Raw genomic sequence first — 25,368 nt, forward strand, 5'->3', positions numbered from 1 at the left:
CCACCCCTTGTATTCGGTGTTTACATGCTTATTGTACCTGGAATGAATCCCCCTGTATTTGGAAAATTGAAAATGATTTGTACGATAGTCAACTAATTTGCAGTAAATTCACCCTGACAGTACACACACGTTATGGGATCGAATACGCTCCCTGCTTTCCCTGCCCCTTCTTTGAGGCAAAGCTGATGATGGCGAAGGTCAGGCTAAACGCTATGATGAAACATGACAATATCGGATTGTAGAAGGTCGTAGAACTGGAGCTAATCATCACTCCGCCGGCCCCTGCTCCGGCAGCTAAGCCTAAATGAACCATGGATGTATTAAGGCTTAGCACGAGGCTTGCCGATTGAGGTGCCTGCTGAATAAAATAGGTTTGGATGGCCGGCCCCGTCAAGAACATGGAGGCTACGATTAGTGTGACAAGTGTCAAAGCGCCCCACAGGGAGGCAGCGGCAAGAGGCAGCAGGGCAAGCGCCCCCATATGAATGATGATGCTGAGCATTACGATTCGAGAGGCCCCCCACCGATCGACGCCGTAACCGCCGAGACGCGAGAAGATGGCTCCAAAAATGCCGATCACCAGCAGAATCAAGCTAATGCGAGAAGAATCCACGTGCAAAATGTCGGTTAAATAAGGGGTCAAGTAAGTAAATAAGACGGAATTCCCCGATTCGCGAAAAAGTGTAATCATGAGTCCCGTCACAATGACCGAGCTTCCCAGAACCTTGAATTGCTCTCTAAACGGAACCGGCGAATCTCCTTCCAGTCTTGGAAAAAAACGAATCACGAAGAAGGCTATGATCGCGCTGAGGAAAGCTAACGATAAGAAAATGGCCTGCCAATGAAACCAGCCGGACATCATAATGCCAAGCGGCACGCCTAGGATCATCGCGCTGCTAAATCCGAGAACAATGGTACCGATGGCGCTTCCCAGCTTCTCAGGAGCAACGAGTTTAGCAATCGCCCCTAAAGCTACTACAAGATAAACACCCGCACTGACCCCCAAAATCATTCGAGAGACCATCATCTGAAGGATGGTCGTGCTGGCGGCGGAAGTTAAGCAGCCGAAGATAAAGACCAATAATGCGCCGACCAGCACTTTTCTTCGATCCATCCGTGAAGTAATCGTTACTACGACGGGCGTCCCAATGGCAAAAGCGATGGAATACGCTGAAATCAGCTGTCCGGCCAAAGCGATCGACGTGTGTAATTCTTCGGCCAGAATGTGAAGAATGCCGGAGACAACTAATTCGGAGGTTCCTGTAAGAAATACCCCCAGGGTGAGAATATAAATCATTCCTTTAACCATCGTGTTATCCTTCCTTTCATTCACTTTAAATGTTCTTTAGAGTGAATTATAATTAGCTTATTAATTTTATGTAAGAAGGCAAATTATTTGGACATAATCCAAATATTATGACCTACTAACTTTTAATAAGCTGGAGGGCGACGATGAACCAACCTCAGGAAGAAGGGCAAACTAGTGCCACCATCTGCTCTGTGCTACAAATTTTAGGGGCCAAATGGGCGTTCCTCATCATTGCAGAGCTTTCTAAAGGACCAAAACGTTTCAATCAGCTGCACAGGGACGTTGCCATTGTCAAACGTCAATCCTTGACCGATGCGCTGCGTCATTTGGAGCAGAGCGGCATTGTGGAACGTAAGGTGTATCCTACCGTACCTGTGTCTGTGGAATATTCTTTGACCGAGAAGGGGATTGACTTTCAGTCGTCTTTGAAGGAAATGGAGAAATGGGCCTTGCGATGGGGGAATAAGTAATGTTGAAAATGGGGCCCGAGGGGCGGATGTTTCAGCAAACCGGACACTATGCATAATGAATGTTGCACGGATATTCGGAAAGCTTGCTCTTCCCGAATATCCGCAACCGTTGGGGAATTCTCAGATAGCTACAGCCGAACGACCTGCCCGGCCGGTATCTCCACAGAATCGCCCTCCGCGCTGACCCAAACCGAACTCGCCGACGGGTTATGGATGAGCCGCCCGTCAACAGAAAAGCGAAGACGCCCGATCGCTTGCGCGTACTCGACGATTTGCGCGTTCGTGGCATACCATATATCGTCGCGGGAACCGACCCGCTCTCCAAAGCGATCGATCAGATCCCAGTTGCCGTCGTTCTCGAATTCGTAGCTATGGCCCCAGACGTAGAGCAGCGCCATCTTCGAGTGGCGAGGCTGGTGGGCAACGAACACGTCGGCAAGCTCCACCATTTGCTTGTGATGGCAGGTAGGATGCCAGCGCAGCCAATCTGAAGGCATATCAAACTTGCCGTGGCTTGCTGTCGTTCTCGCATATTCAATCCCGAGCGCCGGCAGAAGCAGGGCGACGCGATCGTTATAAGTGCCGAACGGATAGCTCATCCCCCGCACCGGATACCCGGTCAGCGCCTCCAAGGCTTTGCGGTCCTCAGTGATTTCCCGTACGATCTGATCGGGCGGAGACTGCTCCAGGAACGGATGATCGACGGTGTGTGCCGAAACCTCGTGCCCCGCGTATAACGAAGCGATCTCTTCCTTGGTTATGTACCCTTCCTTGCCCAAAAAGCCGGAGTTCAGGTGAAACGTTCCCTTCAAGCCGTACTCATTCAACTTGCTAACGAACCGGCGGTCATGGTCGCGCCCGTCGTCGAAGCTGAGGGTCAACGCCTTCGTTTTGCCTCCCGGATAACGGTCATACCGAATTCTCATTTCCTCTCCTCCAATCGTACATTTACCCATTAGTTACAAGCTGCCTTTAGTTTACTTCATTTTCCACATCTTGGAAAGCTGGAATATCAGGCGATTTCCAACCGGATTACGTTCATTCACCCTATTTTGCAATCGCTTGGTTCAGCTGATGACGCAGCCATTGCAGATCCGTACTAAGCCTGGTAAACGGGGAGGCTCCAAACCATTCCAAGGAGGCAAATTTCCCGCTTCGTCCTACATGACGCAGGATTTCGCGATAATTGACGGCACCGTCTCCCAACGCCGCCATCCCTTCCCGCTTGCCGCTGGGGGAATATACTTCCTGGGGTTCGAAGACGTGGCAATAGCTTCTGGAGGCAACATTTTTAAAATGAAAATGCCCCACCCAAGGTTCAAGCTGCCGATAGCTGTCCACAGGTTGGTCACCCGCCTCCCACAGGTGGAGAAAATCGAGATTAAGCCCCACGGCTTCATGATCCACCATCTTCATTAATTGGAGCGAGGACTGCGTATCGTCGGCAAGCGTCCCAGGATGGGTCTCAACTAGGAGGTCAACCCCCTGCGCCAAGCACAAATCACCAAGAATACGCAGCTGCCCGACAATACATTCCAGCTCCTTGGTATGGACAAGCTTGCTTGGCTTCCTCCCTGCGAAGGTACGAATATGCTTCGCACCCGCCCACTCCGCGACATTAAGCATCTCGCAGCATCTTGTGATCGTAGCAGGCATATCCGCGTGTGAGCCGATGTCCAAATAATCGCTGATCATCGACACATGGAGCCGTCCTAACGACAAGCGCTCCTGCTGACGCTGCTCATACAGCTGACGTGCATGGACTCCCCATAGCTCCACTCCGTCAAAGCCGTGCCGGTCGGCATACTGCAGAATCTGGTCGAAAGAGATGAGCGCGTGACGAAACGAAATCGTACATAGCGAGCAAAGCAATGCGCCTGCATCAGACATGGGCAGCCCTCCTCATCGCAGACCAGAGCGAGATCTCTCGCTCAAGCTCCTTCTTCAGCCGCTGCTCCAGGTCATCCGCCCGATCCAAAGCCTCCATAACGGAGGGCAGCTGGTTCGTCCGGCCCGTCAGGGCCATTTTGACGGCAATATATTGCACGGTATTGTAGGCTTGAACCGCATCCCGGATTTGCTGTGCCCAATGGTCATAATGCTCCCGCCCAAGCCCCAGTTCATCGTGCAAGAACATCAGTGCGTAATCGTAGCTGTACTTCCGTATGACAATGACGTGCAGATGCTTAAGCGCATCCGCCAGCTGAGGCAGCTTCCCCGAATCGGAAGCATAATAGGTAATCATTGCCCGAATACTTGCAGCAAGCGGACTGGATGACGCAGGACAGCTATCATAGAAATACGAGCTTACATCCGCCGCATCCGGTGAGCGCAGGTGCTGGGTCTCAATAAGAAATCCGTCCGGATACGGATTCCCGACAAATGCCTGAACCACCCGGTCACGGTCCACCCGGCCCTCCCACTTCATATCCGCGTCCAGCAGGTACCATTCCTCTTCCTTCCCGGTGGCCGAAACCAACACATAATGAGGAAACGGGGACAGCTGAAACTTGTTCTCCCGCTCCGGGAGCAGGGACATGTCGATCTGAACAACAACGTGAAAGCGATCGTTCGTATCGGCAACAAGCTCAATAAGTCGCTGCGCGTTGCGCTCTGCCCCGAGGTGCACATCATGCCAGCGGGACACACGGGAGCCGAACAGGCGCTCGTGCCACCGCAGCATCCGTTCATGCTTAAAATCAGGCGAAAAATACGATATCCCGTTCTCGGTCACCGCGAAGGGTTCATCCCACACCCCAAAGTAAAAGGGACGGTAATCGATCTCACTATAACGCTTCACAATCTCGCATAAGCAGCTGGTCACACAGTGAACCTTGATGCGCTGCTCCTTCCATCCGAACATGAGACTCCCCCCTAGCATGGTTTGTTGTTTTGGCAGCCCTGCAAGCTCTCCATAAATTGCAACAGGGAGCCTACGGTATCAAATATCCTCGGATCGACTTCCTCCTCCGGAATCGGGAGACCCAGCTCCACCTCCATCCATACCAAGAGCTGAAGCAGCATCACCGAATCGATGCCGAGATCTTCATTTAACCGATGCTGCTCCTGCAGCGCCGGAATATCCTTTCGTCCCAGCCTTGTTTTCATCCATTGCTCCAAATAAATAATCCATTGACCTTGCTTCATGGATGACCCTCCGCCTCCTCCAACTGTTTCCGGCTGATCTTGCCGGTCGCATTCCTCGGCAGCTTCTCGACAAGCTGAATTTGTGAGGGGATTTTGTAAGGGGCCAGCCGCCCCACGCACCGGCTTCGGATGGCATCCGTCGTAACCCTTGGCTCTGCAGCCGCCATACATAGGACCTGCTCGCCCATGACAGGATGCCTTCCGCGGTAAACCACGCATTCCCGTACGCCTTCCAGACCAAGAATCACGTTCTCCACTTCGGCAGGGTATACCTTAAGCCCCGATACATTGATGACATCATCCAGCCGGGACATCCAATGAAGGCTCCCTTTCTCTACATAAACAAGATCCCCCGTGCGGATGTTTTGTTGTCCGTTTACCCGGACAACAAGCTCAGCCGGCATCAGTGCATCTTCCCCCGCACCCGTTACCTCCATATGCTCAAGCGGCCTTCCGACCTCATGGCAGACTTCCATCGCCTTGACGGCACTGATACAGCCGGCCTCCGAGCAGCCATACTGCTGGCCAACCCCCTCCGCGGTGACCGAGGATAAAAGCTCAAGCAAGCTTTGAGGCATCGGGGCACCCGAGCTCATCAGCTGATAGAAGCGCTGCTTCGGAGCGAGAGAATGCAGCGTATGCAAGGTCACAGGCACGCCATAGAGGATATGCCTTGTTTCTTCTTGCAGCAGGTTGATCGTAAGCTTAGGATTCGTATACGTCGCAATGTGGGGTTCGGCTCCTCTTGCCAATGCCGATAAGACACCGCTGATCAGGCCGTACGCATGATTCACCGGTGAAATGACCACAGGGGTAATCTCCGGAGCCAGTGTCAGCGCTTGATTGTATGCTGCAATTTCCAGGTCAATGTCCGTCCAGCTGCGGCCGATCAGCTTCGGAAGGCCCGTCGTTCCGGAACTGTACATCAACAGTCCTCCCGCCTGCAGCGGCACTTCCGTACTTTTCGGCGCAGGGTCAAGCTGGAGTAAGCCATCGCCGATTCTGCCATACAGCAGCCTCGTGCAGCCGGCATCCCCGGCGAGCCTCCTTGCCGTCTCGAACGGTGTTCCTCCATGCAGCAGGAGAACGGAGCAGCCGAACTCTCTGGTATAAAGAACCATTTGCAACAGCTCTGCGGCATCAGCCAGGCATAGAGCTACCCGCGTTCCTTCCAGCTCCGGCAGCGGTATTTGACGGCTCCACGCCCGCCACTGCTTTCGAATATCAGAAATATCATAGCTCACATGATTAACCCGAAATCGCATGATTCTCCTCCGTTTCTGTCCAACCGGCCTTGTAAGGGGCAAGCGGATTGACTACCTCGTGCATTCGCCCGACCTGCGAAGAAGTCAGCCGTTTATAGGTAAGCCGCTCGACGCAGGTAGTTGGTGTGAATAGGTTCAGCTCCTCCAATCGGGCTTTCCATTGCGGGCTTCTCTCCCCGTGCCGATGGATCCGCTCCGCCGTAAGCTCCCAGAAGCGCTGCTCCTGATACCCATACCGGTCGGCAAGCAGCATGGCAAGCTCAGCCAGGTTCACGAAGAACAACGCGCCTAAAGTCAAGTATCGAAGAGGCTCGATACGTTCCGCCTCGAAGTTGGCCCTGACGGCTGGGTCCGAGTACCTCTTGTGGACTTCCTTCCAGTCGGGACAAAGCTCCGGCTGAAGCAAGAAAGAAGGATAATACAGCACATCCTCGTGAAAATCCTTGAGCGCGACCCTTGCAGGAAGCCCGTCTTCGTGAATCAGAATCATATTTTGCGCATGGGATTCGGTCGCAATGCCATGCACTGCCGCCAAGTGAAGCACAGGGATCGCGCACCGGTCGATCAGCCGGATCAGCCATGGCTCGATCCCGTACTTACGCAGCCACGACTCGATGAGAGGAGTCCCGCTTCCGTCTTGCTCCGTGGCAAACAGTGCGAAGAAAGGTGCTGAAGCCTCGCTCGGCCGGAGATAGCGGGCAAGGCTTTCCCGCCATATGCAACCGATGGCCCCATACCGGAAATCATCCGCTGTCCCGCCGGAACCTTCGTAGGCTGCGGCAGCAACCTCTCGCAGTACGACGGTTCTTGCCTCCTCCTGAAGGTAACGATCCGAAGCGACAACGTTTTGCAGCCAGTACGAAATGACCGGCGCAGTTACCGTCAGGTGCGGCAGGAGCTGCCGGGAGCTTGACGTATTTACGAGATTCATCGAGAGTTTAATGGAAGCTTTCGTCGGAGAAGTTCGATTCGATAAGGTTCGAATGGACTGTTGGGCTCGATAACGGTCCCTTGCAACCCCTAGCATAACGATGTGTTTTGTCTGCAGCTCCCCTGACAATCGAGACATGATGCTGCCCCACTGCCACGGATGCACAGGGACATAGGTATACTTCGACGGCTCACAGTCCAAACTACTTAGCTTCAATCGAAAATCATAGAGAACGGCCGCACTCAGCTCCTCCTCCAAGAGACGATCCCAGGTAAGCTCCGGATGCAGCGTTAGAGGAACATCTTCTTTCCGTATGGCAAGCCATAGGGGCGTGATATCCTCCCCGAATTCCGGGCCGTAGAGCATCTGATCCATATAAGTAAAGCCGATTCTGGACTTATAACAGGGATGGTAACGATGGCCGTCCATGACACCCGCTTCCAGCTCCTCCCCCTGCTGCGAGAACAACAAAGGCGCTTCCTTGCGGCACACATACTGGGCAAGGGTGTCCTTCAGCAGCGTTTGCTCAAGCTCCTCTGCGAAGGTACTCAGCATACCGGAAGCGGTGCCCTCCACCTGCAGTATTTCTTCCACGAAGAGCCTCAAAGAGCAAGCTTCCGCCTCTTCCTTGCCGGCTTCTCTGATCAAGAACGTGTCCGGCAGCAGCCGGATGCGGCCGAAGGAGAGACGAGTCTGGCCTACACAGCGGTAGCTTACCGCTTGCCCCTTCGAATCCGTCCCCTTCATAATAAAGGCCGTATTCTCACCGCAGGCATAGGTTTCCACACTGACGATTCCTTCGTAGATGACGGATTCCGCCAGCTGCCGGAAAATTCTTCTGCGTACCTCCCGATAAGCTTCGGATTGCAATGCTTCTGCAGCCACTATACTTTGGTGCCATGGCTGTTCCATGCGTGCTCCTCCTTTCTTATTGCAGATGATCCTGTTCCGGCGAAGATTGCGATATTGCAAATACATAAAACGGCGGCCGCCACGAGCGGCACATGCAAACCGAAAAGCTGAACCAAGGTCGACGACAGCAAGGGAGCGGCAAGCTCGCCAGCCGTCTGGAACGACACGATCATGCTGAACGCCATGACCGCCCCTGTACTCCGCTGACGCTCAAACAGCAAAATATCCAGTACAGCCATGGTTACCGCCAAAAACAAGCCGTACAGCATTCGACCGATGATCAGCAGGGCCAAACCCGATGCGACGGATTGCAGTGTAAGACCGACGGCCATCGCCGATAAGCCGAGACCATAGAGCAGCCCCAGCCTTCCTGAGCCGCTTAGAGCCCGCAGGAACGGCAGCAGAAGCAGGGCAAGCGCATGGGGCAGTAAAAACAGCATGCCCGCAGCAGTCGTACTCATTCCGAACGCCATCTCCACATACGGTGTAAAATAAGGGCGTACGATTTGATTCGCCATCACCAGTGTCAGAAACAAAAGCCCGATTCGCAGCACATGCCGATTGTGCAGGATCTGTCTAAACGGGAGCCGATCGGACTTCGCCGCTTGCCGAGGAAGCAAGGCGTTCCACCCTCGGAGCGCCCATACACAAATCAGCAGCTGTACTACGTCCGCTGCTGCCGCTACATAGAACAAGCTAAGGGGCTCCTTCAAACGGAGCATGTTCGCACCGCCCAGGGCGGCGAGCAGCATGGCGGCATGATGGACGGCGTGAAACCTCGCTGCCGACGCCGCCTGACCTCCCGCGCCCCCGAGCTCCATGAGCATGGGGTACATAAGCATGTAGCTGCTCTTGAACACCAGCAGAAGAATGGTCAGCAGCAGGAAGGTTTCCGGCTGCCCGGCCGTCGCAAGAAGAGCTGTAGCCGCTGCCGTGCCGAGCTGTCCTGCGAACAGGAGACGCTTGACCTCGACTTTCCGCGACAGCCATCCCCATAGAGGCGAGAACAAAAGCACGGTCAGCCGGCATACAAACAAATAGAGGCCGGTAAAGCCATAGTGCTCGATTCCAAAGACTTGACGGAAAAACTGCGGATAGTAAGGCGACAGCAGCACCTCCGTGAACAGCCCCAGAAAGATACAGCCCAGCAGGGAAAACTGGGCGGCTGCTCTGCCCGGGCGCAAAGCACCGTCCTTCATTCGTCGACTCCGAACTGCTGGAACACATGCCGCTCCCTCTGCGGATACACCTCGCGCGCAGCCAGCCGGTTGACAATCATGCTGCTGCGATAAGCGCCGAGCCCAAGATCCGGTGCGCCGACACCGTGGGTATGCAGCTCTCCATTTTGGACAAAAATGCGGTTGCTTGTATTGCTTCTAAGACGAATCGAGTAGTCCTCATTAATGACGAGCCGCCCTTGATCGTCCCGCACAAGTATTCCTTCAAGCTCCCGCAGGCAAGCGGGCTCTGCATGCTCATAGCCGGTTGCCAGGATGACAATATCACTTTGATGCTCAAAGCTCCGCTCCTGCTCACACTGCCTACACAGCAAACGATAGCCGTCTCCGTCGGCGGGTTGCAGCTTAAGCACCTCCGTGTTCGCCAGCAGCCGAACCTTCGGACCCGACCCTCCTGCGGCCCCCGCCTCATACAACGCATCATAGATATCCGCAATGGTTCGGGCGCTGATTCCCTTGTAGAGAAGACTTTGCCGCTTGCGCAGCTCATCTTTGTAGACTGCCGGCAGACGGTAGAAATACCGGGTATATTCCGGAGAGAAGTGCTCCAGACCCAGCTTGGAATATTCCATGGGCAAAAATCCGGACGACCGGGAAAACCAATCTAACCGAAAGCCCGGTTCCGATCGGGTGCGAAGCAGATCAAGCACAATTTCTCCCGCGCTCTGACCGGAGCCGATCACGGTAACGGATCGTGCGCTTCTGCAGCGTTCCCGGTGCCGGAGGTATTCTGCCGAGTGAAAAACGCCAGACCCGGCATGTGCATATGGGCGAAGCGGCATCGGAATGAAGGGGATACTCCCTACTCCCAACACCAGATCCTTCGTATAGTAGGTGCTTTCCCTCATCGTACTTAAGTCGGCAGCAGTCACCTGAAAGCCCTCTCCGGCTTCCTCCAAACGCACCTCCCGAACCTCATGCCCGAACCGGCAGGAAGCAAGCTGTCCGGCAGCCCAGCGGCAATAATGGTTGTACTCCTTGCGGGAGATATGAAACTTTTCGAGAAAGTAAAAGTGATACAGCCTCCCTTGATCGTGCAAATAGCTGAGGAAGCTGAGCGGGTGCGCCGGATCGGCCATCGTGACCAGATCTGCAAAGAAGGGCACCTGCAGTGTAGTCCCCTCGATCATCATGCCGGAATGCCAGTCGAATTCCGGTTTGCGGTCAAGGAAGGCGCAGCGAAGCTCCGGAGCTCGCTGAAGCAAAGCAGCCAAGCCCAGGTTGAAGGGGCCGATGCCGACACCGATGACGTCGTACATTTCCCTCGCGTTTCGTTTATGGTCCACGCTTCTATCCCTCCGTGCCGTACAGCTTCTCGAAAACGCTCCGCTCAAGGATCATGAGCGATGCCCGTTTCTCCGGGAGCTGAAGCTCCCGAACCATGCGAAAGCCGCACTTCTCGAAAATATGCCGCATCCGGCTGTTGCGGGCATCTGGCTCGGCAATGATCCGTTCTGTGCCCGGATGCCGCAGCTGCAGCCGCACTAAAGCTCGCAGCAGCGGCAGCGCATACCCCCTGCCGACAAAGGCCGGGGGGCCGATGAGCAGGTGCACCCCTTGGTCGTCCTGCTCCGCTTCATAGTAGGCGCCGATGCGGTCATGCGCCGCCCAATACGATTCGAAGTAGCTGACGGGCACTCCGTTCAGCTGCCCGATGCAAAGCGTCTGATGGGGCGTCGATAAGAAGCCCTCCAAATGCCGACGGTACTCCGGCAGCGGGAGATTCAGCTGCCAGTAAGGGATGACATGCTCCTGATGCTGCCAGTTATGTAGTCGGTCCAGATCCTCCTCGAGCAGAACCCTGCGAAAGGATATCTCCTCCCTAAGGCTATGGTCCCCGACCTGGACAGGCTCATCATGATCCCAAAGCGGAGACAGATTCGGAAGAACGGCACTATTCATCGCACGATACCTCCGTAACCAGAGGATTCTCGACGAGCACATAGACCGATTGATTCTCCAGTGTTCCCACCAATTCATCCATGTCGTACAGCCTTGTCAGCAGATTTGCCTTGCAAGGAAGCTGCTGCTCGGTCAGCAAGCTGGACAAGAACCGGGAAGAAGGCCGATTGATCGGCTCGAACTCCTTTAACGCCTCGCGAAGCTGCCGCAGCAGCTGTTTTTCATCCGCCAAACCCGCCGTTCCGAAGCCATTGATGATGCCGAACAAATGATTGAAAACCAAGTAATAACGGAAGCGTTCGTCGGCAACGGCGTCCTCGCAGAAAGTAAAGCTTTTCTCCCCGATGTCCGGGAGCTGCTGCCGCAGAAGCTCCTTCGTCGACTCGCAGAAATAGTAGCCTTGGTTATCTCGATAATAGTACTTTGAAGGGTATCCGCCGCAAAGCTGAACGATGCTGTTCTGCTGATGTGCCTCCAGCGCGATGCCATAGGTCATAAACAGCCAGAGCATCGGCTTCAGTGACAGCTGCAGATAAAGGCGGAACCAGTCCGAGCTGACCTCTTCCGTACTGCGGCCCTCTTGTTCCGCTAAGGTACGGATGATCGTTCCGAGCCGGGATTCCGCTCCCGGGAGCGGGTCCTGCAGCAGGGAAGCCACAACGGCGGCATGCCGTCTATCGTCCCCGTAGAACGGGTTTTCTCTTAGAACGACCTCAAAGCCCGATTCCTCTTCCCCTTCCAGTGTTATGGATACATATGCGGGATCTCTGATCACTTCGAAGCCGGGATATCGCTCGGATACTTGACCGACAGCGGTTTGCAGCAGTCGGGCCACCTCGACCCCCCTCTCAAGCTCCTTCCATCGATTGCTTCGCACGGAATTGGTTATCCGCACCGGAATAGAGCCTTTAGCCATCCAGCGCGATTGCGGGTGGTATACCGTCCGCAGCGAGGAGGTTGCAGCGAATTCTCTACCCAATGGCCCGACATCCTGCAGCAGACCCTCGTGAAGCAGCATCTGTACAGGCGGCTTCGCCAGCAGCGCTTGTGCTTGCAGAGGATGAAGGGGTATATACACATACTCGCTCAGTTCTGACGGCTGCTCTGCAAACTCCCCGTCGCTTGACAAGGCCGTCCGAAGCTCGGAAGCAATCCACTCGGTTGCCGTTAAGTCCTTCCTCGCGGAATCCTCTCTCACAATCGATCGGTGCGCCCGGAAGTAGTGCAGCTTGAACCTGCCCTTCAGCTCCGGAGAATAAACGGCCAGCTGCTCCTCCGAAATACCTGACCGGGACTTCGGCGTCGGATGCAGCTGATGTCCGAAGACAAGCGCTTGCTCTGCCGTCAGGAAGTCCCCCTCCCAGCCATACAGCTCCTGAATATCCTCCGCCCGTGCCGCTACAATACGCTCGGTCAAGGCGCAGCTCTCCTCTATGCTTTCGATCAGTTCCTCCGCAAGCCTGGAACTTGCGCCCGGAGCCTTAAGCTGCAGCTCCTGAATGAGACGTCGGATCAAAAGCGGCTCCTCCGCCGTTTGAAGCTCCCTCTCAGCATTCAGCCAATGTACGGGAAACTGGATCAAATGCCTTCCGGTAGAGGATTTGTAAGCAACGGACGCATGAATCGAGCCCTTCTGGCTAGGGAGATCGATTCGCAGATTCATGTTTCCGTCTTGTTCCACCCAAGCAGCCATATCCGTTTCTCTAAGGATGCAGTTGATCAGACTTTGCAAAGCAGCCCGATTGGCAATCCTGCGTGCATCCAGCGTTCCTCCCCCTGCCGGGGTCTTCGTCTGCAGTGTACTCATCCTGAATTACCTCCCGATTTGATGTGGAACGTTTCCTATGGTTCCTTGTGTCTCCGATTCCAGCATCGTTCCGATGCGAACAATCTGCTGCAGTACTTCACCCGTGTCCTGAAGCTCCGCGAGGGGATTGATCAAGGTTAGCTTAAGCCATGCCTTTCCCCTTACCCTCGTACGGGCAACGACCGCAAGCCCTTCCTGGAGCAGCCTGCTTCGGATTCGCTCTTGTATCCCGTCTTGATCACAGCGATCTCGGCACGGATTCGGAACAAAACGAAACACTACCGTGCTGATCGCCGGCTCCGCCAGCAGCTCCAAGCGAGGCTCCTGCCTGATCAGCTCTGCCGTTTGCCGGGCCAGCAGAACATTATGATCGATCATCGCCGCAAGCCCCGCCCTTCCGTGATGCCGCAGCGTGGCGTAGAGCTTCAAGGCATCGAAACGGCGCGTCGTCTGAATCGAATGGTCGACCAAATTCGGGACGCCCGCCTCCTCGTCCTGCTGAGGGTTAAGATAATCGGCCTTCATCCGAATATAGCGGTAATGGGTCTTGTCTTTCACCAGAAAGGCACCGCAGCTGATCGGCTGATAAAACATCTTGTGAAAATCGATAGTGATGGAGTCCGATCGTTCGATCCCCGTGAGCTTGGCAGCGTGATTCCCGCTAAGCATCAAGGCTCCGCCGTAAGCGGCATCGGTATGCAGCCACAGCCCCTCTCTCTGTGCGATCTCCGCAAGCTCGGTCAGCGGATCGATGCCTCCCAGGTCCGTCGTGCCTGCCGTTGCCACAAGCGCAAAGGGCAGGAATCCTTCGCTTTTCAGACGCACGACGGTTTGCTCCAGCAGCTTCGGCTGCATTCGGCCTGCTTCATCCGTGGGAATATGGACGACCGACTCATGCCCCAGTCCGAGTAAAGCAGCGGATTGCTTCACGGTAAAATGCGCCGCATCGGAGCACAGCACCCGCATGCGTCCCGCTTCCGCCGGAAGTCCCTTCTGCTGGATCCTCCAGCCCCAGCGGGTATATGCATAGTGGTCCCTGGCCAGCAGCAGCCCCATCAGATTGGACTGCGTTCCACCTCCGGTAAACACCCCATCGCCTTTCGCCAGCCCCATCATCCCGGCCAACCAGCGGATCACCTCTTGCTCCAGTATGGTTGCCGACATGCTCTGGTCCCATGAATCCATCGATGCATTCGCCGCAGAGATCAATACCTCGGCAGCAAGCGCGGACTGAAGAGGCGGACAATGCAGATGAGCCATGCAGGCGGGGTGCGTTACGATGGCTGAATGCTCAAGCACTTGTTCGCCGATAAACTGCAGCACCTCCGGCAAGGGCATACCCTCCTCGGGGCATACCGGATGCTCCCTCAGCCGGACTGAAAGCTCCTGCGGACTTAGGCCGCTGTAGGGCTGTGACGAGCCTGCAAAATGAGAAAGCAGGATGTTCATCGCATCGTTCATATGCCGCCGGTATCCGGCCTGACTCGCATCATTGGGAGTCACGAAATGCGCTGCAAAGTCCCGGTTCACGTCAATGCCTCCTCACCTGCATAACAATTGCTCTCCGCACTCAGCACGGCGTCGTGGAATATTTCGGCAATGCGGTCGATCTCCTCCTCAGTGATGATAAGCGGTGGCAGAAAACGCACCACACTTCCGTGCCGTCCCCCCAGCTCCAATATAAGACCCCGCTCCAAGCATTGCCTTTGAATCTCCCTTGCCAGCAACGGATGAGCCGGATAACTGCCCAGAAGATCTGCAGGTCGTTCGTGATCGACCATTTCCACGCCGAGCATCAGACCTCTTCCCCGGATATCGCCGACCGACCGGGCCGATCCGCGAATGCGCCTAAGGTGTCCTAGCAAGCGTTCCCCCATGCCTGCGGCATGCTCGGCAAGCCTCTCCTCCCGAATGACCCGCAGCGTAGCCAATCCCGTTGCCATAGCAAGCTGATTGCCCCGGAACGTTCCCGCGTGCGCCCCCGGCTCCCAAACATCCAGCTCCTCCTTGTACACAATGACCGAGAGCGGCAAGCTGCCTCCAATCGCTTTGGAAATTATGACCACATCGGGAACAACGCCTGCATGCTCCATCGCGAACATGCGTCCCGTGCGTCCGAGCCCCGTCTGCACCTCATCGACGATCAGCGGGATATCGCGCTGCTTCGTCATTCGTCTTACCTGATGCACCCATTCGTCAGGGGCCGGAATGACGCCGCCTTCTCCCTGCACGAGCTCCATGATCATTCCCGCGGGCGAGGTAACGCCGCTTTCGGGATCGTCGAGCAGGCGCTCGATATACCGGCTGCCGATTCGATGTCCTTCCTCTCCGCCGACACCGAACGGGCACCGGTATTCATACGGGTAAGGCAGGAATTGCACCCCCGGCATGAGGCCGGATACACGGCGCTTCGGCTGGAGATTCCCGGTAACACTAAGCGCCCCGTTCGTCATTCCGTGATAGCCGCCTTGGAAGGACAGCATCGTGCTTCGCCCGGTCGCTGTTTTCACGAGCTTCATAGCCGCTTCTACGGCATCCGCACCCGAAGGCCCGCAGAACTGGATCCGCCCCCTGCGTGCCAGCTCGTCCGGAAGCACCTGAAAGAGCTCGTCCACGAAGCGTTCCTTGACCGGGGTTGTCAAATCCAGTGTATGAAGCGGCAGGCCGGAGCTGATGGCATCTTGAATCGCGCCTAGAACAGCGGGATGATTATGACCTAGAGCAAGTGTGCCGGCTCCGGATAAACAATCCAAATACTGCTTCCCGTCAGCGTCCTTAAGATACGCGCCCCTTCCCTCGACAACAGCTATGGGGAGCTTACGCGGGTACGTTCGCGCATTGGATTCGCGTCGTTCTTGGCTGCTGAGATACGTCGCATTGCTCATACTCTTCGTGCATCCTCCTTTTGGGAATAAGTTACAAATCGCTAACGTCGCTCATTGTAAATGATAATCATTATCAATGCAACACTTTTTTCTTTGAGCTTTGGCAGCAGTCATAAGATACATTTTTTCTAAAAAAAACAATTGACAGCTTATTCCTTTCGCAATAAAATGGGCTTGTGATGATATTGATTATCATTTTCAACTGGTTGCCGAAACATAACAAAATAGAGCTGCCCCTGCCGTTATACGGCGTTGGAAACAGCTCCTTTAAACGACGGGACTTCCTACCCCTGGGGCAGATGAATCGTCATCGTGGTGCCCTGCGTAAGCATACTTTCTGCGGTGATCTCTCCTCCGTGCTTCTTAACAATCCATTGTGCAATCGCAAGTCCGAGTCCGGTGCCTCCGCCATGGCGGCTGCGCGTTTTGTCGCCTCTGTAGAACCGGTTGAATATATGCGGCAAGTCTTCAGGGGAGATCCCGGGACCCGTATCTCTGACGACGATCTCCACCTGCTGTCCTCTGCGGGCTGACACCTTGATGATCCCATGCTCCGGCGTAAACTTCATGCTGTTGTCCAGCAAAATGACAAGCAGCTGGTGCAATCGCTCACGGTCCCCCATGATTTCAAGTTCGCTATCCAGGTCCATTTCAAGCGACTGGCCCTTCAGCTCGGCAATCGGATCGAACTTTTGCACGACTTCGCGTATCACTTCCTCGATCCGTACACGCTTTAGCACAAGCTCTTCCTGATCGGAGTCGGCTCTTGCCAGGGTGAGGAGCTGATCCGTCAGCTTCCCCATCCTCTTGGACTCCTCCAGCACCATCGACAGCGATTCGCTCATCTCCAGGATCGTTCGATGCGGATGGCGAAATACAAGCTCTGCGTTGGCCCTGATGATCGACAGAGGCATTCGAAGCTCATGCGATGCGTCGGCGACGAACTGCTGCTGCGTCTCCCAAGACTTCCTAATCGGCTTCATCGCCTTATTGGCTAAGTAAAATCCCGCCAGAATCGTCACGGCTCCTCCCCCAAGAATACCGAGCATCATAAGCTCAAGAAGCCTCTTCAGCATATTTTCCTCGGAATCGATGATGCTGATTGCCTGTACGGACACAATTTGGGCGGTGGTCAATCCTTGGGTCGTCATCGACGGAAAGGCGGATTCCTTATCCTGTATGCGCAAGAAATCGGCAGGCACCTGTAAGTTGGCGGAAACCGCCGGATCAATATCCGTTGCAATCATTCGGTAGGTATGCCCATCCGCTTTCACGGTTTGAGGCGTTCGGATTGAACGATACGGCTTGAAGGCTTCCAGTGTCTTGAGGTTCTCTTCCCCGGCCAAGAGCGGCATCGGTGTGCCGTCCGCATCCCAGAGCACCATGAACACCCGGGGGTCGATTCCTTGTACCTGAATTAACATTTTCTTGAGTGATCCTTCGTTGCGCATAGGCGGCTCATCCGGCATCGAAACAAGCGTTCTGCTTAGATGGATCTGCGGAATCTGCTGGATTCTCATCCGTAAGGACTCGTCTACATTCGCATATAGCTGGTGACGCAGCTCAGTATATACGATTCCGCCCAGACAAGCGATAATAATGAAAAACACGGCCGCATTCAGCGTGGTCAGACGGATTCGCGTTTTGCCGAACATACCGCATTCTCCTTTAGCATGTAGCCGACATTCCGAACGGTATGAATAATGTGCTCATAATCGAAGGCCTTTAATTTTTTGCGCAAGTAATATACATACACATCGACTACATTCGATCCTACATCGGAATCAAGGCCCCATACCCGCATACAGATTTGATCGCGAGTCAAAATTTGTTCCCGATTTCGCAGGAGATATTCTAGCAGCTCAAATTCCTTCTGGGTCAGCTCCACCCTCTCCCCGCCGATAGAGGCTTCCTTCATTCTCACGTTTAGAACAAGCCGATGATACTCAAGTCCCGCCTCATTGTCGAGAGGCCCCCGTCTTCGCAGCAATGCCCGCACTCTGGCCAACAGCTCGGGGACGGCAAACGGCTTGGTCAAGTAATCATCGGCGCCCGAATCAAGACCTCTGACCATATCCTCAACACTGTCTCTCGCCGTCAGAAACAAGATCGGGGTGATGACCTGCTTCGCGCGTACCTTCCGTACAATCTGAAGACCATCCATTCCCGGAAGCATTTTGTCGAGAACCAGCAGATCGTAAATACCTTGCTCCGCCATATAACATCCTTCTTCACCGCATTCCGCCAGGTCTACCGTATACCCTTCCTCGGTGAGTAAAGCTTTTATCGTTCTAAGCAAATGAACATCGTCTTCCACAACGAGTATTTTCATATCTTGCCTCCCTATAGTTCCACCGCACGCTCCGTTCCCTCCGTCGGATTCAGTATAAAGAGAGAATATGAAAATCAGATTAAAATCAGCTTATCTTTTCTTAAACCTTTTAATCACTATATACAAACCAGTCCAGCTCCTTGCTTGCCAGCAGCTTCTTATGTCCGTCCTGAAATTGGTGGTAAATATTCAGCTCGTAGGTTTTAAGGTATTGGACGGCAAAAACCTTGTCTTTATCGGTATAAGACATTTGCGCATCATGCTGTCCGGGCAGCAAGGATTGGCTTGCATCCGCACCGTCAAGTCCGAAGGCTTTGGAGAAAATGATATCCTTCCCATTATTCTCCAGCTCGTCGCGGAGCTCTACGATAATTTTATGATCCTTCAGATCCGCCTCCACCAAGGAGTTCTTCTTGAGCTCATAATCGAAATCCAGCAGCAAGGTTCCCGCAATGAAGTTTGCCTGCGTGCCGAATCTGCTGAAGGACACGGTGTACGGGAAAACCTCAAGATTAGCAAAATCACCCTTGGGTTCTTTCTTCTCCGCCGGCAGCGCGAAGGATGCTGCATTCACATATCCTTCCGGCATGGCCTGAGCCGCAGCCGCATCTTTCGATGGCGTCGGCGTACCCGGTATCTCATCACCTAGAATAAGCTGCATCCCCTCGGCAGCGTACCCTTTCGGAAGCTTCGCCCATAAATAGAGTAGAGCCTTTCCCCCAGGGATCAGTTTATTCTTGCTTTCCGACACGGTAGCAGGGAACAAGGTGCCGTCGGCGGCCTTAAGCTGGGCGACCTGCTTCCGGAGCAGGGCAAGTCTCTTCTCCCGGTTCTCCACCTCCATCTGAACGGCATACAGCTCGGAGACATCTCCCTCGAAGATGTGGACGTCCCGAACCGTGTAGACCGCACTTTGTCCCCAGTCCGTCAGCTTCCTTGACTCGCCTGCCGGAATGACGGTGATATTCATTAGCTCCTTGTTATGATAGAACGTCACCAAGTCTTTACTCTTCTCCGTCTTCTCCTTCTCCTGCAGAATCAGTTTGATCTCCTGGAAATCGTATGTATACGGAATATTGGCTGCCATTTGTATCGTGATCTCTTTTCCCGGCTGAAGGCTGGCCACGTGATCATTCTCCAGCCTCGCGGCGTCTATACGAATCATGTCATCCAATAAGTAATACCCTTGAAGCTCTGGAATCGGAAGCGCCTTGCTCCCCTTATTCATGACGGTAATCGCTGCCGCTAGTACATCCTTCTCCTCCCATGGCAATCGCTGCAGGGAAGTCAGCCGCGCCGTATAGGTGCCGTCGGCATTGGTGAAGTCGTACTCGTTGCCGATCGATACTTTCTCCGCCGCAGCGAACGGAACTTCGAAGGAGGCGACAGGCAGCTGAATGCTGCCGCCGGTATCGCCGCCTGCCACAGTTTGAGCAATGACCAGCTCCCAGCCTTCGGTACCCGCTTCCTTCGGGATGGACCCGCTAAGCAATCCCTCCTTTTTATCGAAAGGCTGAATAGAGGAATTCTTCAACCATTCGGAGGCTTGGAGAGGATAGGCCGCTCCCCCTTTTGTCCGCAAATAATAAGACAGCTCAGGAAGCCTCGCGCTGCCTCTACCGACATTTTCCATTTCAAGAGCAAGCGTGGGTAAATAATATTCGTCATTTTGACTCACGGACACACGGGTAACGAAATGGTGAAAAGGGACACCACCGACGTTTAAGGAACGTTTCCACCCCTTTGGGGTCACGTAGCTGTAATCGTCAGGCAGATCGATTTGCCCGAGGACTTTCTCGAAGCCGGGAACAGAAAAATCCATTTGAATGAGCTGGAAAACCAGATCCTGAAGCCGTGTGTCCGCATTCAGCTTCGCATAGAAGCTGAATGTCTCGCTGCTTTGGGGCGGGATTCGATTCTTATCCTTGTCCTGAGGGAGCAGGCGGACCTGAAAGCTATTCCCGCCCTTGGACAGCACACGGATCCAATATGGGTTGAATTCAAGGTCGGTGTTGCTGCCGTTATAGACGTTTAATGTAAAAGCGGTCGTTCCGTATACATCGCCAGGCAGCAGCATGACATCTTTCAATTCCATAAAACCTGTTTCACCAATGTCAACCCTTCCCAGTGACGCAGAGCCGAGGGTCTGAGCGCCGGATGTAAGCTCTACGGAAGATTGGGCATCTACGGGGCTTGCAGCGACCGGAGCCGAAGAAGCCGAGCTTAGGCTGGAGAGTATCAACAGCATGACTAGACTGACTAGACTTATGATCGATCTACGATGGAATTTCATTCCGGACCTCTTATTCATACAAGTAGGTACTGACCTTGTTCTGAACGACCTTGGCTACCTCTTCCGCCGATTTCTTTCCTTGGAAGTATGGAGCCGTTTCTTCCGTAACAATGGCAGTAATTTTCGGATCGCTTTCGGCGTATACCTTGACGTTGCCAATGACTTTCTCGATCGCTGCGAGGTCTTGGTCTGTGGCCGCTTGAACCGTTGCGGACTTGCCGTTAATATTCATTCGCAGCCCTTTACCGGCACCCCCTTCTCCCGCACCCAGCGTTTTCAAGCCTTCGAGCTGCGCCTTCGCGCCATTTTTGTTAATGGCGAATCCATTCAATTCCCGGGCCGATTGCATTTCATCGGACAGCAGAAACTTTACGAATTCCCATGCTTCCTTCTTGTTCGCCGATTTACTGTTGATGGAGATCGGCATGGAAGTAGTGAACATTGTTCCTCTTGTCTCATTCTCGGAAGGCAGATCGTAGTAGGCCGATTTTCCGTCAAAACTCATTTTCGGCAGCATGTACATATCCATATAACCCAAGACGTTTGCTCTCGATTGAAAAACCACGTTGTTATTATCGGCGTCATCGGCAGCAATGATTTTGTCGTCATATAACGATTTCGCCAGCTTCAGCATTTGGATGAACTCAGGGGAATCCAGCTTTGCCTTCTTGCCGCCCATATCGACGAACTTGGTGAAGCTGCTGTTTAACATGAGTGCAATTAACTGTTCAGGCTGAATTCGGCTCAGCGGATACACATCCGGCTTTCCGTCGCTATTTTTGTCCGTTACCCATTGGCTGGCGGTTTTCTTGAAATCAGCCCATGTCCACTTGCTGTCGTCGACGGTTACACCGTTCAATACGGCTTCATTACCGATCCATGTATTCAAGCCTATCTTTACAGGGATCGTGTATAGGGATCCATTGTACTTCATTGCATCGAGGATTGCCGTATAGTAATTGTCCGTCCGGAAGGAAGCATCTTTGCCCATCAGCTCACTGATGTTTTCCAGCAGCTTCTTATCCGCGTATTTTTTATAGGGCAGCTCGTTCATAACAATCAGATCCGATGCCTTGCCGCTCATCAGCTCGGCTCCCACGGTGGTGACGTATTTTTCGGTATTTTTCGGGTCCGGCCGGTTCATGACCATCATATTTTGCCCTTTCGCCCCCGTATCCGGAGCCGCAACATATTCCTTAATGTCGATCTTGATGTCCGGATGCTTCTCTTCAAACTTCTGCTTGGCGAGCTCAAGAAAACGGTCTGACGTCATAACGGACAGCGTGACGGTTTTGGTTCCCGGGGAAGAGGCCGGGCTGCCGCCGTCATTGCCTGCAGTGATTCCTGCACCGCCTCCCGAACAAGCGGACAGGACGAGCATGGATAGAGCGGAACAAGCGATTACCGATGTTTTAGCTGACATTTTTCCCATGTGAAGGTGTCACTCCTTTATTAAAATGAAGAATAGAAACGAGAAACAAGGCACTTGTAACCATATATTCCAGCGGTTCGATTCGGTAAGCCATCCCCGCCAAGCGTGCCGTACCAAATGACGCGACCGCTGATAACACCACATAAATACACAAGCGCTGCAGTTGGATGGATAAGGCAATCCGCTCCAATGCCCAGAGCCGGAGGCCAAGCAGGAATAGGGGCAACCCGATCATAGCTCCCGCGATAAAAAGCTTCACCGTCAGCTGCCCCGCAGCATCCGCTATAAGTTCATGCGGGGGAGGGAGATACCCTATCTGCGATGCCTGCTCTTGCCACAAGCTGCGAAGTTTATCCATATAGAACGAAATGTCGATGATTTGCTCCGGAATCCACTCCGGGGGGACATCGAATCGAAATATAGTGAGCTTCCACACTCCCACGGCGCCCCCCGCCATAACGATCACTGCAAGTAAATGCCTCGTAATCCGGGAACGTTCGTTGCGAAGCGCATCAGTCCAGTTATCGGTGATAAGCCTGCTTCGCAGCAAATCGTAGATTACTCTGGTATGCCGAACGATGAAACGAGCAAGAAGGACCACCGTTATCCACATGCAGACAGTAAGCAGCAGAAATCTTAGCTGGGCAAACCGCGCAAACGTAAGCGTATCGTTAACGAAATGGAACTGGGCCGGATTACTGCCGATGGCTCTTAGGGCCTCGCTCGCCTTATTCTCCACACCGAAGGCGGCGTCCGATTTTACCGCCAGCTGAATAGTTTCGATTCGAGCGCCCGGATATACGTCGAACATTGTGGTGATGGGGATAAGCACATCCGGGACGCCGTCGTCGGACATCATCCGGAGCAAGGAGCCTTCGTCGTCGAATACGCCAATGACCGTAAAGGCGACGCCGAACAGCTCGATGGTTTTGCCTGCGACCGATGTGGAGTGAAACAAGCTATCGGCAACACGAGCTCCTATGACGGCTACACGGCTATGTTCATCGACGGGCCTTTGCGTGATGGACGAACCGCTCACCATGGGGATGGCGGTAAAATCCCGAAAGCTTCCGCTCACCCCGAAGACGTCGGTATGGGCGGCATTGCTGCCGAAGAGTGCTGCGGTTTGTGTTCTGGCCGAATAGGCCGTAGGAAGCGGGCTCCACCTCTGGGCCAATCGCTCTGCGTCTTTCCAATGAAGTCCCGGCGTGCTCCCTGCTGCCTCGGAACGACCGGCATTCACTGTAATCTTCTGCTGGAGTAGGGGACCGTTCGCTTGCTCCCAGTCGTCCGCGACGGAACTTAAAAGTCCGATGCTCGCTAGCACCAGGAGAATCCCGGTAAACACCATCCATCCGGCTAGTCGGGAGCTCTGCATAGGTTTTTGCCTCCTCTCAGTCCCATCATCTGCTGCGGTTCAGCACCCGGTCTCCTTCTGCAACAGGCTTGCTGCTGGAGACAACCACCTTATCCAGCGGCGTGATGCCGTTATCGATGGAGGTTTTGCCGTCATCCGCGTCTCCTGTCTGAACCGAAGCCCGTTGTAGGACATATTCGCTGCCAAGCGGCCCTTTTTTCTCCTTAAGCACAAGGACATACGTCCCTTTATCATCTTCACGAACGGCTTCATTGGGCAGCAATGCTCGAAGCGTTGCCGATTTCTTGGTAATAGTAAACTCGCCGGCCTCCCCTCCGTTCAAGCGGTCATCCCGAAGCGTGAGCGTCATTTCCTTTTGCTCCTTGCGTGACGCAGCGGAAGCGCCGTCTACCGCATCGCGGATCTCGGTAATTTTAGCCTTAATCCGTGCATTATTTAATGCGGCAAAGAGAATCTCCGTCTCGTCCCCGACGGCAACATAGGGAGCCTTTGCGATATCAATCGTCGCTTTCAACTGCTGACCCTTGGACCAGTCGGCGATACGCAAGGCGGGTTTCCCGCTTGGAACGGCCGCACCCTTCACCGCATTCAGCTCGGTAACCACGCCGGCAACAGGGGCTCTTAGCTGCGAGGACTCGGTCAGCTGACGCTGCAGATTGGCGATTTGCCGCTCGAGAATCTGCATATCCAGTTGGATGCTTTCGATATCCCGGGATAAGCTTCGCGTTTGCTTCTCATCCCCGCTGCGGACGGAATCCTGGTAGTTCTCCTGCAGCTTCAATAGGCTGAGCCGCTTCTGCTCGTATCTGGCTTGGCTGTCCTTCAGCGTATCCTCCGTATCTCTTGTTTTAAAAACAACCAGCTCCTGTCCGGCCTCCACCTTGTCTCCGACTTTGACCCTGACGTCACTCACCGGCCAATTGGTCTCCGCATAGAGATCCGCCGTTTCCGCCGCCTCTACGATTCCCGAGCCTGTGACCACATGAGATAAAGGGCCGGCTGCCGCCTGTTCAACCGTTACCTCCGCAAGGGAAAGAGTGAGCAGCGTATTTGAGAAAAAAGTTAACGCAACCATGGTTAGGATAAGGGCTAGGATGGCCCGCCCTATTGCTTTTTTCCTGCTGCGTTCTTCGTCGCCTGCGGCCAGCCTTATGTCCATATTTTCGTATACCTCCTTTATGTTTATTAGCCCTTGATGCCGGAAAGCTGGATGCCTTCGACCAAATATTGCTCCGCATACCATGCCGTCAACAGAAGCGGCAGCATGTAAATCGCTGAGGCTGCGAATGCGATCCCGCGTTCCCCTTCCCCTATCACGGTCAAATAGACGGAAAGCGGCTGTTTGACTGCATCCTTGAGAAAAATGAGCGGCTGCTCCACCATGTTCCAGCTGTCTATGAATACGAGAATGGAAAGGGCTGCAACCCCCGTTCCGCACATCGGCAGTACGATCCTCAAGAATATGTACAGGTGGCTCGCCCCGTCTACACGGGCCGCTTCAATATAGCTTCCGGGCACGAACATCATGAACTGCCGCAGCAGAAAGACGCCGAAAGCGCTGAATATGCCGGGAAAAATGATCGCTCCGTACGAGCCCAGCAGTCCAAGCTTATCCGCTATAATGAAGTTGGGCACAAGCGTCACTTGAAACGGCATCAGCATCGTTACTATGTACATGAAGAAGAGCGGCTCGCGAAATCGAAAGCGCAAGTGGGCGAACGCGTAGGCGGCAAGGGAAGCTACCGCGATTTGTCCTGCAATGATGGGTAGGGTAATCTTGACGGAATTCCAGAACATGAACAGAAACTGCGGTTTGCCGATTAACACATCGTAATATTGCGATAACGTGACACGCTCCGGAATCCACTTCAGATTGACGAACTTGCTTTCGCCAGAAAGATCCCGTTGATTCTCCTCGGTTCCGGCAAGTACGCCATATATGGCCGTAATTTCGTCCTCCGTCATGAAGGAATTGGCAAACGTCAGCGCCATCGGGAACAAGAATATAGCCGTAAGCACCGCGAGAACCGCGACCAGAGTAAATTGCCCGATCCTTTTTAGCTTCAT

At 54.1% G+C, this 25,368-nt stretch carries 21 protein-coding genes; 1 reads left to right on the top strand and 20 read right to left on the bottom strand.

Annotated elements, in window-relative coordinates:
* Nucleotides 1-130 precede the first annotated feature (130 nt).
* Complete coding sequence (locus QMO62_RS29720; RefSeq protein ID WP_284646094.1) at nucleotides 131-1,309, bottom strand: MFS transporter; 1,179 nt, start codon at nucleotides 1,307-1,309, stop codon at nucleotides 131-133.
* Between the two features lie 143 nt (nucleotides 1,310-1,452).
* Between QMO62_RS29720 and QMO62_RS29725 the strand changes: the two genes are divergently transcribed.
* A complete protein-coding gene (locus tag QMO62_RS29725; RefSeq protein ID WP_284646095.1) occupies nucleotides 1,453-1,779 on the top strand; it encodes a winged helix-turn-helix transcriptional regulator in 327 nt (108 codons plus the stop codon).
* 128 nt (nucleotides 1,780-1,907) lie between these two features.
* Here the strand turns inward: QMO62_RS29725 and QMO62_RS29730 are convergent, their stop codons facing one another.
* From QMO62_RS29730 to QMO62_RS29820, 19 genes are all read right to left on the bottom strand, one after another.
* On the bottom strand, nucleotides 1,908-2,705 hold the full coding sequence (locus tag QMO62_RS29730) for a polysaccharide deacetylase family protein (RefSeq protein WP_284646096.1): 798 nt from the start codon (nucleotides 2,703-2,705) through the stop codon (nucleotides 1,908-1,910).
* Nucleotides 2,706-2,826: 121 nt separating this feature from the next.
* Nucleotides 2,827-3,669, bottom strand: coding sequence for a sugar phosphate isomerase/epimerase family protein (locus tag QMO62_RS29735; RefSeq protein ID WP_284646097.1), 843 nt, complete (start codon nucleotides 3,667-3,669; stop codon nucleotides 2,827-2,829).
* Nucleotides 3,662-4,642 carry a DUF6005 family protein gene (locus tag QMO62_RS29740; protein WP_284646098.1) on the bottom strand — a complete coding sequence of 327 codons (981 nt, stop codon included), beginning with the start codon at nucleotides 4,640-4,642 and terminating at the stop codon, nucleotides 3,662-3,664. Before QMO62_RS29740 ends, QMO62_RS29735 begins: the two co-directional genes overlap by 8 nt.
* An 11-nt stretch (nucleotides 4,643-4,653) precedes the next feature.
* Nucleotides 4,654-4,887: a phosphopantetheine-binding protein gene (locus tag QMO62_RS29745; RefSeq protein ID WP_284646733.1), complete on the bottom strand. Its 234-nt coding sequence runs from the start codon at nucleotides 4,885-4,887 to the stop codon at nucleotides 4,654-4,656.
* Between the two features lie 35 nt (nucleotides 4,888-4,922).
* Nucleotides 4,923-6,191 (bottom strand): AMP-binding protein, encoded by a 1,269-nt coding sequence (locus QMO62_RS29750; RefSeq protein WP_284646099.1) that lies wholly within the window; start codon nucleotides 6,189-6,191, stop codon nucleotides 4,923-4,925.
* Nucleotides 6,175-8,034, bottom strand: a complete 1,860-nt coding sequence (locus QMO62_RS29755; RefSeq protein WP_284646100.1) for an IucA/IucC family protein — start codon at nucleotides 8,032-8,034, stop codon at nucleotides 6,175-6,177. Before QMO62_RS29755 ends, QMO62_RS29750 begins: the two co-directional genes overlap by 17 nt.
* Nucleotides 8,007-9,233: an MFS transporter gene (locus QMO62_RS29760; protein WP_284646101.1), complete on the bottom strand. Its 1,227-nt coding sequence runs from the start codon at nucleotides 9,231-9,233 to the stop codon at nucleotides 8,007-8,009. The genes QMO62_RS29755 and QMO62_RS29760 overlap by 28 nt, the downstream gene beginning before the upstream one ends.
* Nucleotides 9,230-10,531, bottom strand: coding sequence for a lysine N(6)-hydroxylase/L-ornithine N(5)-oxygenase family protein (locus QMO62_RS29765; RefSeq protein WP_284646734.1), 1,302 nt, complete (start codon nucleotides 10,529-10,531; stop codon nucleotides 9,230-9,232). Before QMO62_RS29765 ends, QMO62_RS29760 begins: the two co-directional genes overlap by 4 nt.
* Nucleotides 10,532-10,562: 31 nt before the next feature.
* A complete protein-coding gene (locus QMO62_RS29770; protein ID WP_284646102.1) occupies nucleotides 10,563-11,174 on the bottom strand; it encodes a GNAT family N-acetyltransferase in 612 nt (203 codons plus the stop codon).
* Nucleotides 11,167-12,981: an IucA/IucC family protein gene (locus tag QMO62_RS29775; RefSeq protein WP_284646103.1), complete on the bottom strand. Its 1,815-nt coding sequence runs from the start codon at nucleotides 12,979-12,981 to the stop codon at nucleotides 11,167-11,169. The genes QMO62_RS29770 and QMO62_RS29775 overlap by 8 nt, the downstream gene beginning before the upstream one ends.
* 6 nt (nucleotides 12,982-12,987) lie before the next feature.
* Nucleotides 12,988-14,511 carry a pyridoxal phosphate-dependent decarboxylase family protein gene (locus QMO62_RS29780; RefSeq protein WP_284646104.1) on the bottom strand — a complete coding sequence of 508 codons (1,524 nt, stop codon included), beginning with the start codon at nucleotides 14,509-14,511 and terminating at the stop codon, nucleotides 12,988-12,990.
* Entirely contained in the window at nucleotides 14,508-15,866 is a 1,359-nt protein-coding gene (locus QMO62_RS29785) for a diaminobutyrate--2-oxoglutarate transaminase (RefSeq protein ID WP_284646105.1), read from the bottom strand. The genes QMO62_RS29780 and QMO62_RS29785 overlap by 4 nt, the downstream gene beginning before the upstream one ends.
* Before the next feature lie 284 nt (nucleotides 15,867-16,150).
* Nucleotides 16,151-17,521 (bottom strand): sensor histidine kinase, encoded by a 1,371-nt coding sequence (locus QMO62_RS29790; protein WP_284646106.1) that lies wholly within the window; start codon nucleotides 17,519-17,521, stop codon nucleotides 16,151-16,153.
* Nucleotides 17,494-18,198 (bottom strand): response regulator transcription factor, encoded by a 705-nt coding sequence (locus tag QMO62_RS29795; RefSeq protein WP_284646107.1) that lies wholly within the window; start codon nucleotides 18,196-18,198, stop codon nucleotides 17,494-17,496. Before QMO62_RS29795 ends, QMO62_RS29790 begins: the two co-directional genes overlap by 28 nt.
* Nucleotides 18,199-18,307: 109 nt before the next feature.
* On the bottom strand, nucleotides 18,308-20,491 hold the full coding sequence (locus tag QMO62_RS29800) for a hypothetical protein (protein WP_284646108.1): 2,184 nt from the start codon (nucleotides 20,489-20,491) through the stop codon (nucleotides 18,308-18,310).
* Between the two features lie 10 nt (nucleotides 20,492-20,501).
* Entirely contained in the window at nucleotides 20,502-21,923 is a 1,422-nt protein-coding gene (locus QMO62_RS29805) for an ABC transporter substrate-binding protein (RefSeq protein WP_284646109.1), read from the bottom strand.
* Nucleotides 21,904-23,301, bottom strand: coding sequence for an ABC transporter permease (locus QMO62_RS29810; RefSeq protein ID WP_284646110.1), 1,398 nt, complete (start codon nucleotides 23,299-23,301; stop codon nucleotides 21,904-21,906). The genes QMO62_RS29805 and QMO62_RS29810 overlap by 20 nt, the downstream gene beginning before the upstream one ends.
* A gap of 25 nt (nucleotides 23,302-23,326) precedes the next feature.
* On the bottom strand, nucleotides 23,327-24,460 hold the full coding sequence (locus QMO62_RS29815; RefSeq protein WP_284646111.1) for an efflux RND transporter periplasmic adaptor subunit: 1,134 nt from the start codon (nucleotides 24,458-24,460) through the stop codon (nucleotides 23,327-23,329).
* Between the two features lie 26 nt (nucleotides 24,461-24,486).
* Nucleotides 24,487-25,368, bottom strand: a complete 882-nt coding sequence (locus QMO62_RS29820) for a carbohydrate ABC transporter permease (RefSeq protein ID WP_284646112.1) — start codon at nucleotides 25,366-25,368, stop codon at nucleotides 24,487-24,489.

The organism is Paenibacillus silviterrae, from assembly GCF_030167925.1.
Taxonomy (GTDB): Bacteria; Bacillota; Bacilli; order Paenibacillales; family NBRC-103111; genus Paenibacillus_G; species Paenibacillus_G silviterrae.

Bases quoted from the DNA above. Each gene is read 5' to 3' on its own strand.
- QMO62_RS29730 (WP_284646096.1), bottom strand. From the start codon at position 2,705: ATGAGAATTCGGTATGACCGTTATCCGGGAGGCAAAACGAAGGCGTTG.
- QMO62_RS29800 (WP_284646108.1), bottom strand. From the start codon at position 20,491: ATGAAATTCCATCGTAGATCGATCATAAGTCTAGTCAGTCTAGTCATG.
- QMO62_RS29815 (WP_284646111.1), bottom strand. From the start codon at position 24,460: ATGGACATAAGGCTGGCCGCAGGCGACGAAGAACGCAGCAGGAAAAAA.
- QMO62_RS29770 (WP_284646102.1), bottom strand. From the start codon at position 11,174: ATGAATAGTGCCGTTCTTCCGAATCTGTCTCCGCTTTGGGATCATGAT.
- QMO62_RS29745 (WP_284646733.1), bottom strand. From the start codon at position 4,887: ATGAAAACAAGGCTGGGACGAAAGGATATTCCGGCGCTGCAGGAGCAG.
- QMO62_RS29735 (WP_284646097.1), bottom strand. From the start codon at position 3,669: ATGTCTGATGCAGGCGCATTGCTTTGCTCGCTATGTACGATTTCGTTT.
- QMO62_RS29810 (WP_284646110.1), bottom strand. From the start codon at position 23,301: ATGCAGAGCTCCCGACTAGCCGGATGGATGGTGTTTACCGGGATTCTC.
- QMO62_RS29805 (WP_284646109.1), bottom strand. From the start codon at position 21,923: ATGGGAAAAATGTCAGCTAAAACATCGGTAATCGCTTGTTCCGCTCTA.
- QMO62_RS29760 (WP_284646101.1), bottom strand. From the start codon at position 9,233: ATGAAGGACGGTGCTTTGCGCCCGGGCAGAGCAGCCGCCCAGTTTTCC.
- QMO62_RS29720 (WP_284646094.1), bottom strand. From the start codon at position 1,309: ATGGTTAAAGGAATGATTTATATTCTCACCCTGGGGGTATTTCTTACA.
- QMO62_RS29775 (WP_284646103.1), bottom strand. From the start codon at position 12,981: ATGAGTACACTGCAGACGAAGACCCCGGCAGGGGGAGGAACGCTGGAT.
- QMO62_RS29765 (WP_284646734.1), bottom strand. From the start codon at position 10,531: ATGTACGACGTCATCGGTGTCGGCATCGGCCCCTTCAACCTGGGCTTG.
- QMO62_RS29725 (WP_284646095.1), top strand. From the start codon at position 1,453: ATGAACCAACCTCAGGAAGAAGGGCAAACTAGTGCCACCATCTGCTCT.
- QMO62_RS29790 (WP_284646106.1), bottom strand. From the start codon at position 17,521: ATGTTCGGCAAAACGCGAATCCGTCTGACCACGCTGAATGCGGCCGTG.
- QMO62_RS29820 (WP_284646112.1), bottom strand. From the start codon at position 25,368: ATGAAGCTAAAAAGGATCGGGCAATTTACTCTGGTCGCGGTTCTCGCG.
- QMO62_RS29755 (WP_284646100.1), bottom strand. From the start codon at position 8,034: ATGGAACAGCCATGGCACCAAAGTATAGTGGCTGCAGAAGCATTGCAA.
- QMO62_RS29750 (WP_284646099.1), bottom strand. From the start codon at position 6,191: ATGCGATTTCGGGTTAATCATGTGAGCTATGATATTTCTGATATTCGA.
- QMO62_RS29740 (WP_284646098.1), bottom strand. From the start codon at position 4,642: ATGTTCGGATGGAAGGAGCAGCGCATCAAGGTTCACTGTGTGACCAGC.
- QMO62_RS29795 (WP_284646107.1), bottom strand. From the start codon at position 18,198: ATGAAAATACTCGTTGTGGAAGACGATGTTCATTTGCTTAGAACGATA.
- QMO62_RS29785 (WP_284646105.1), bottom strand. From the start codon at position 15,866: ATGAGCAATGCGACGTATCTCAGCAGCCAAGAACGACGCGAATCCAAT.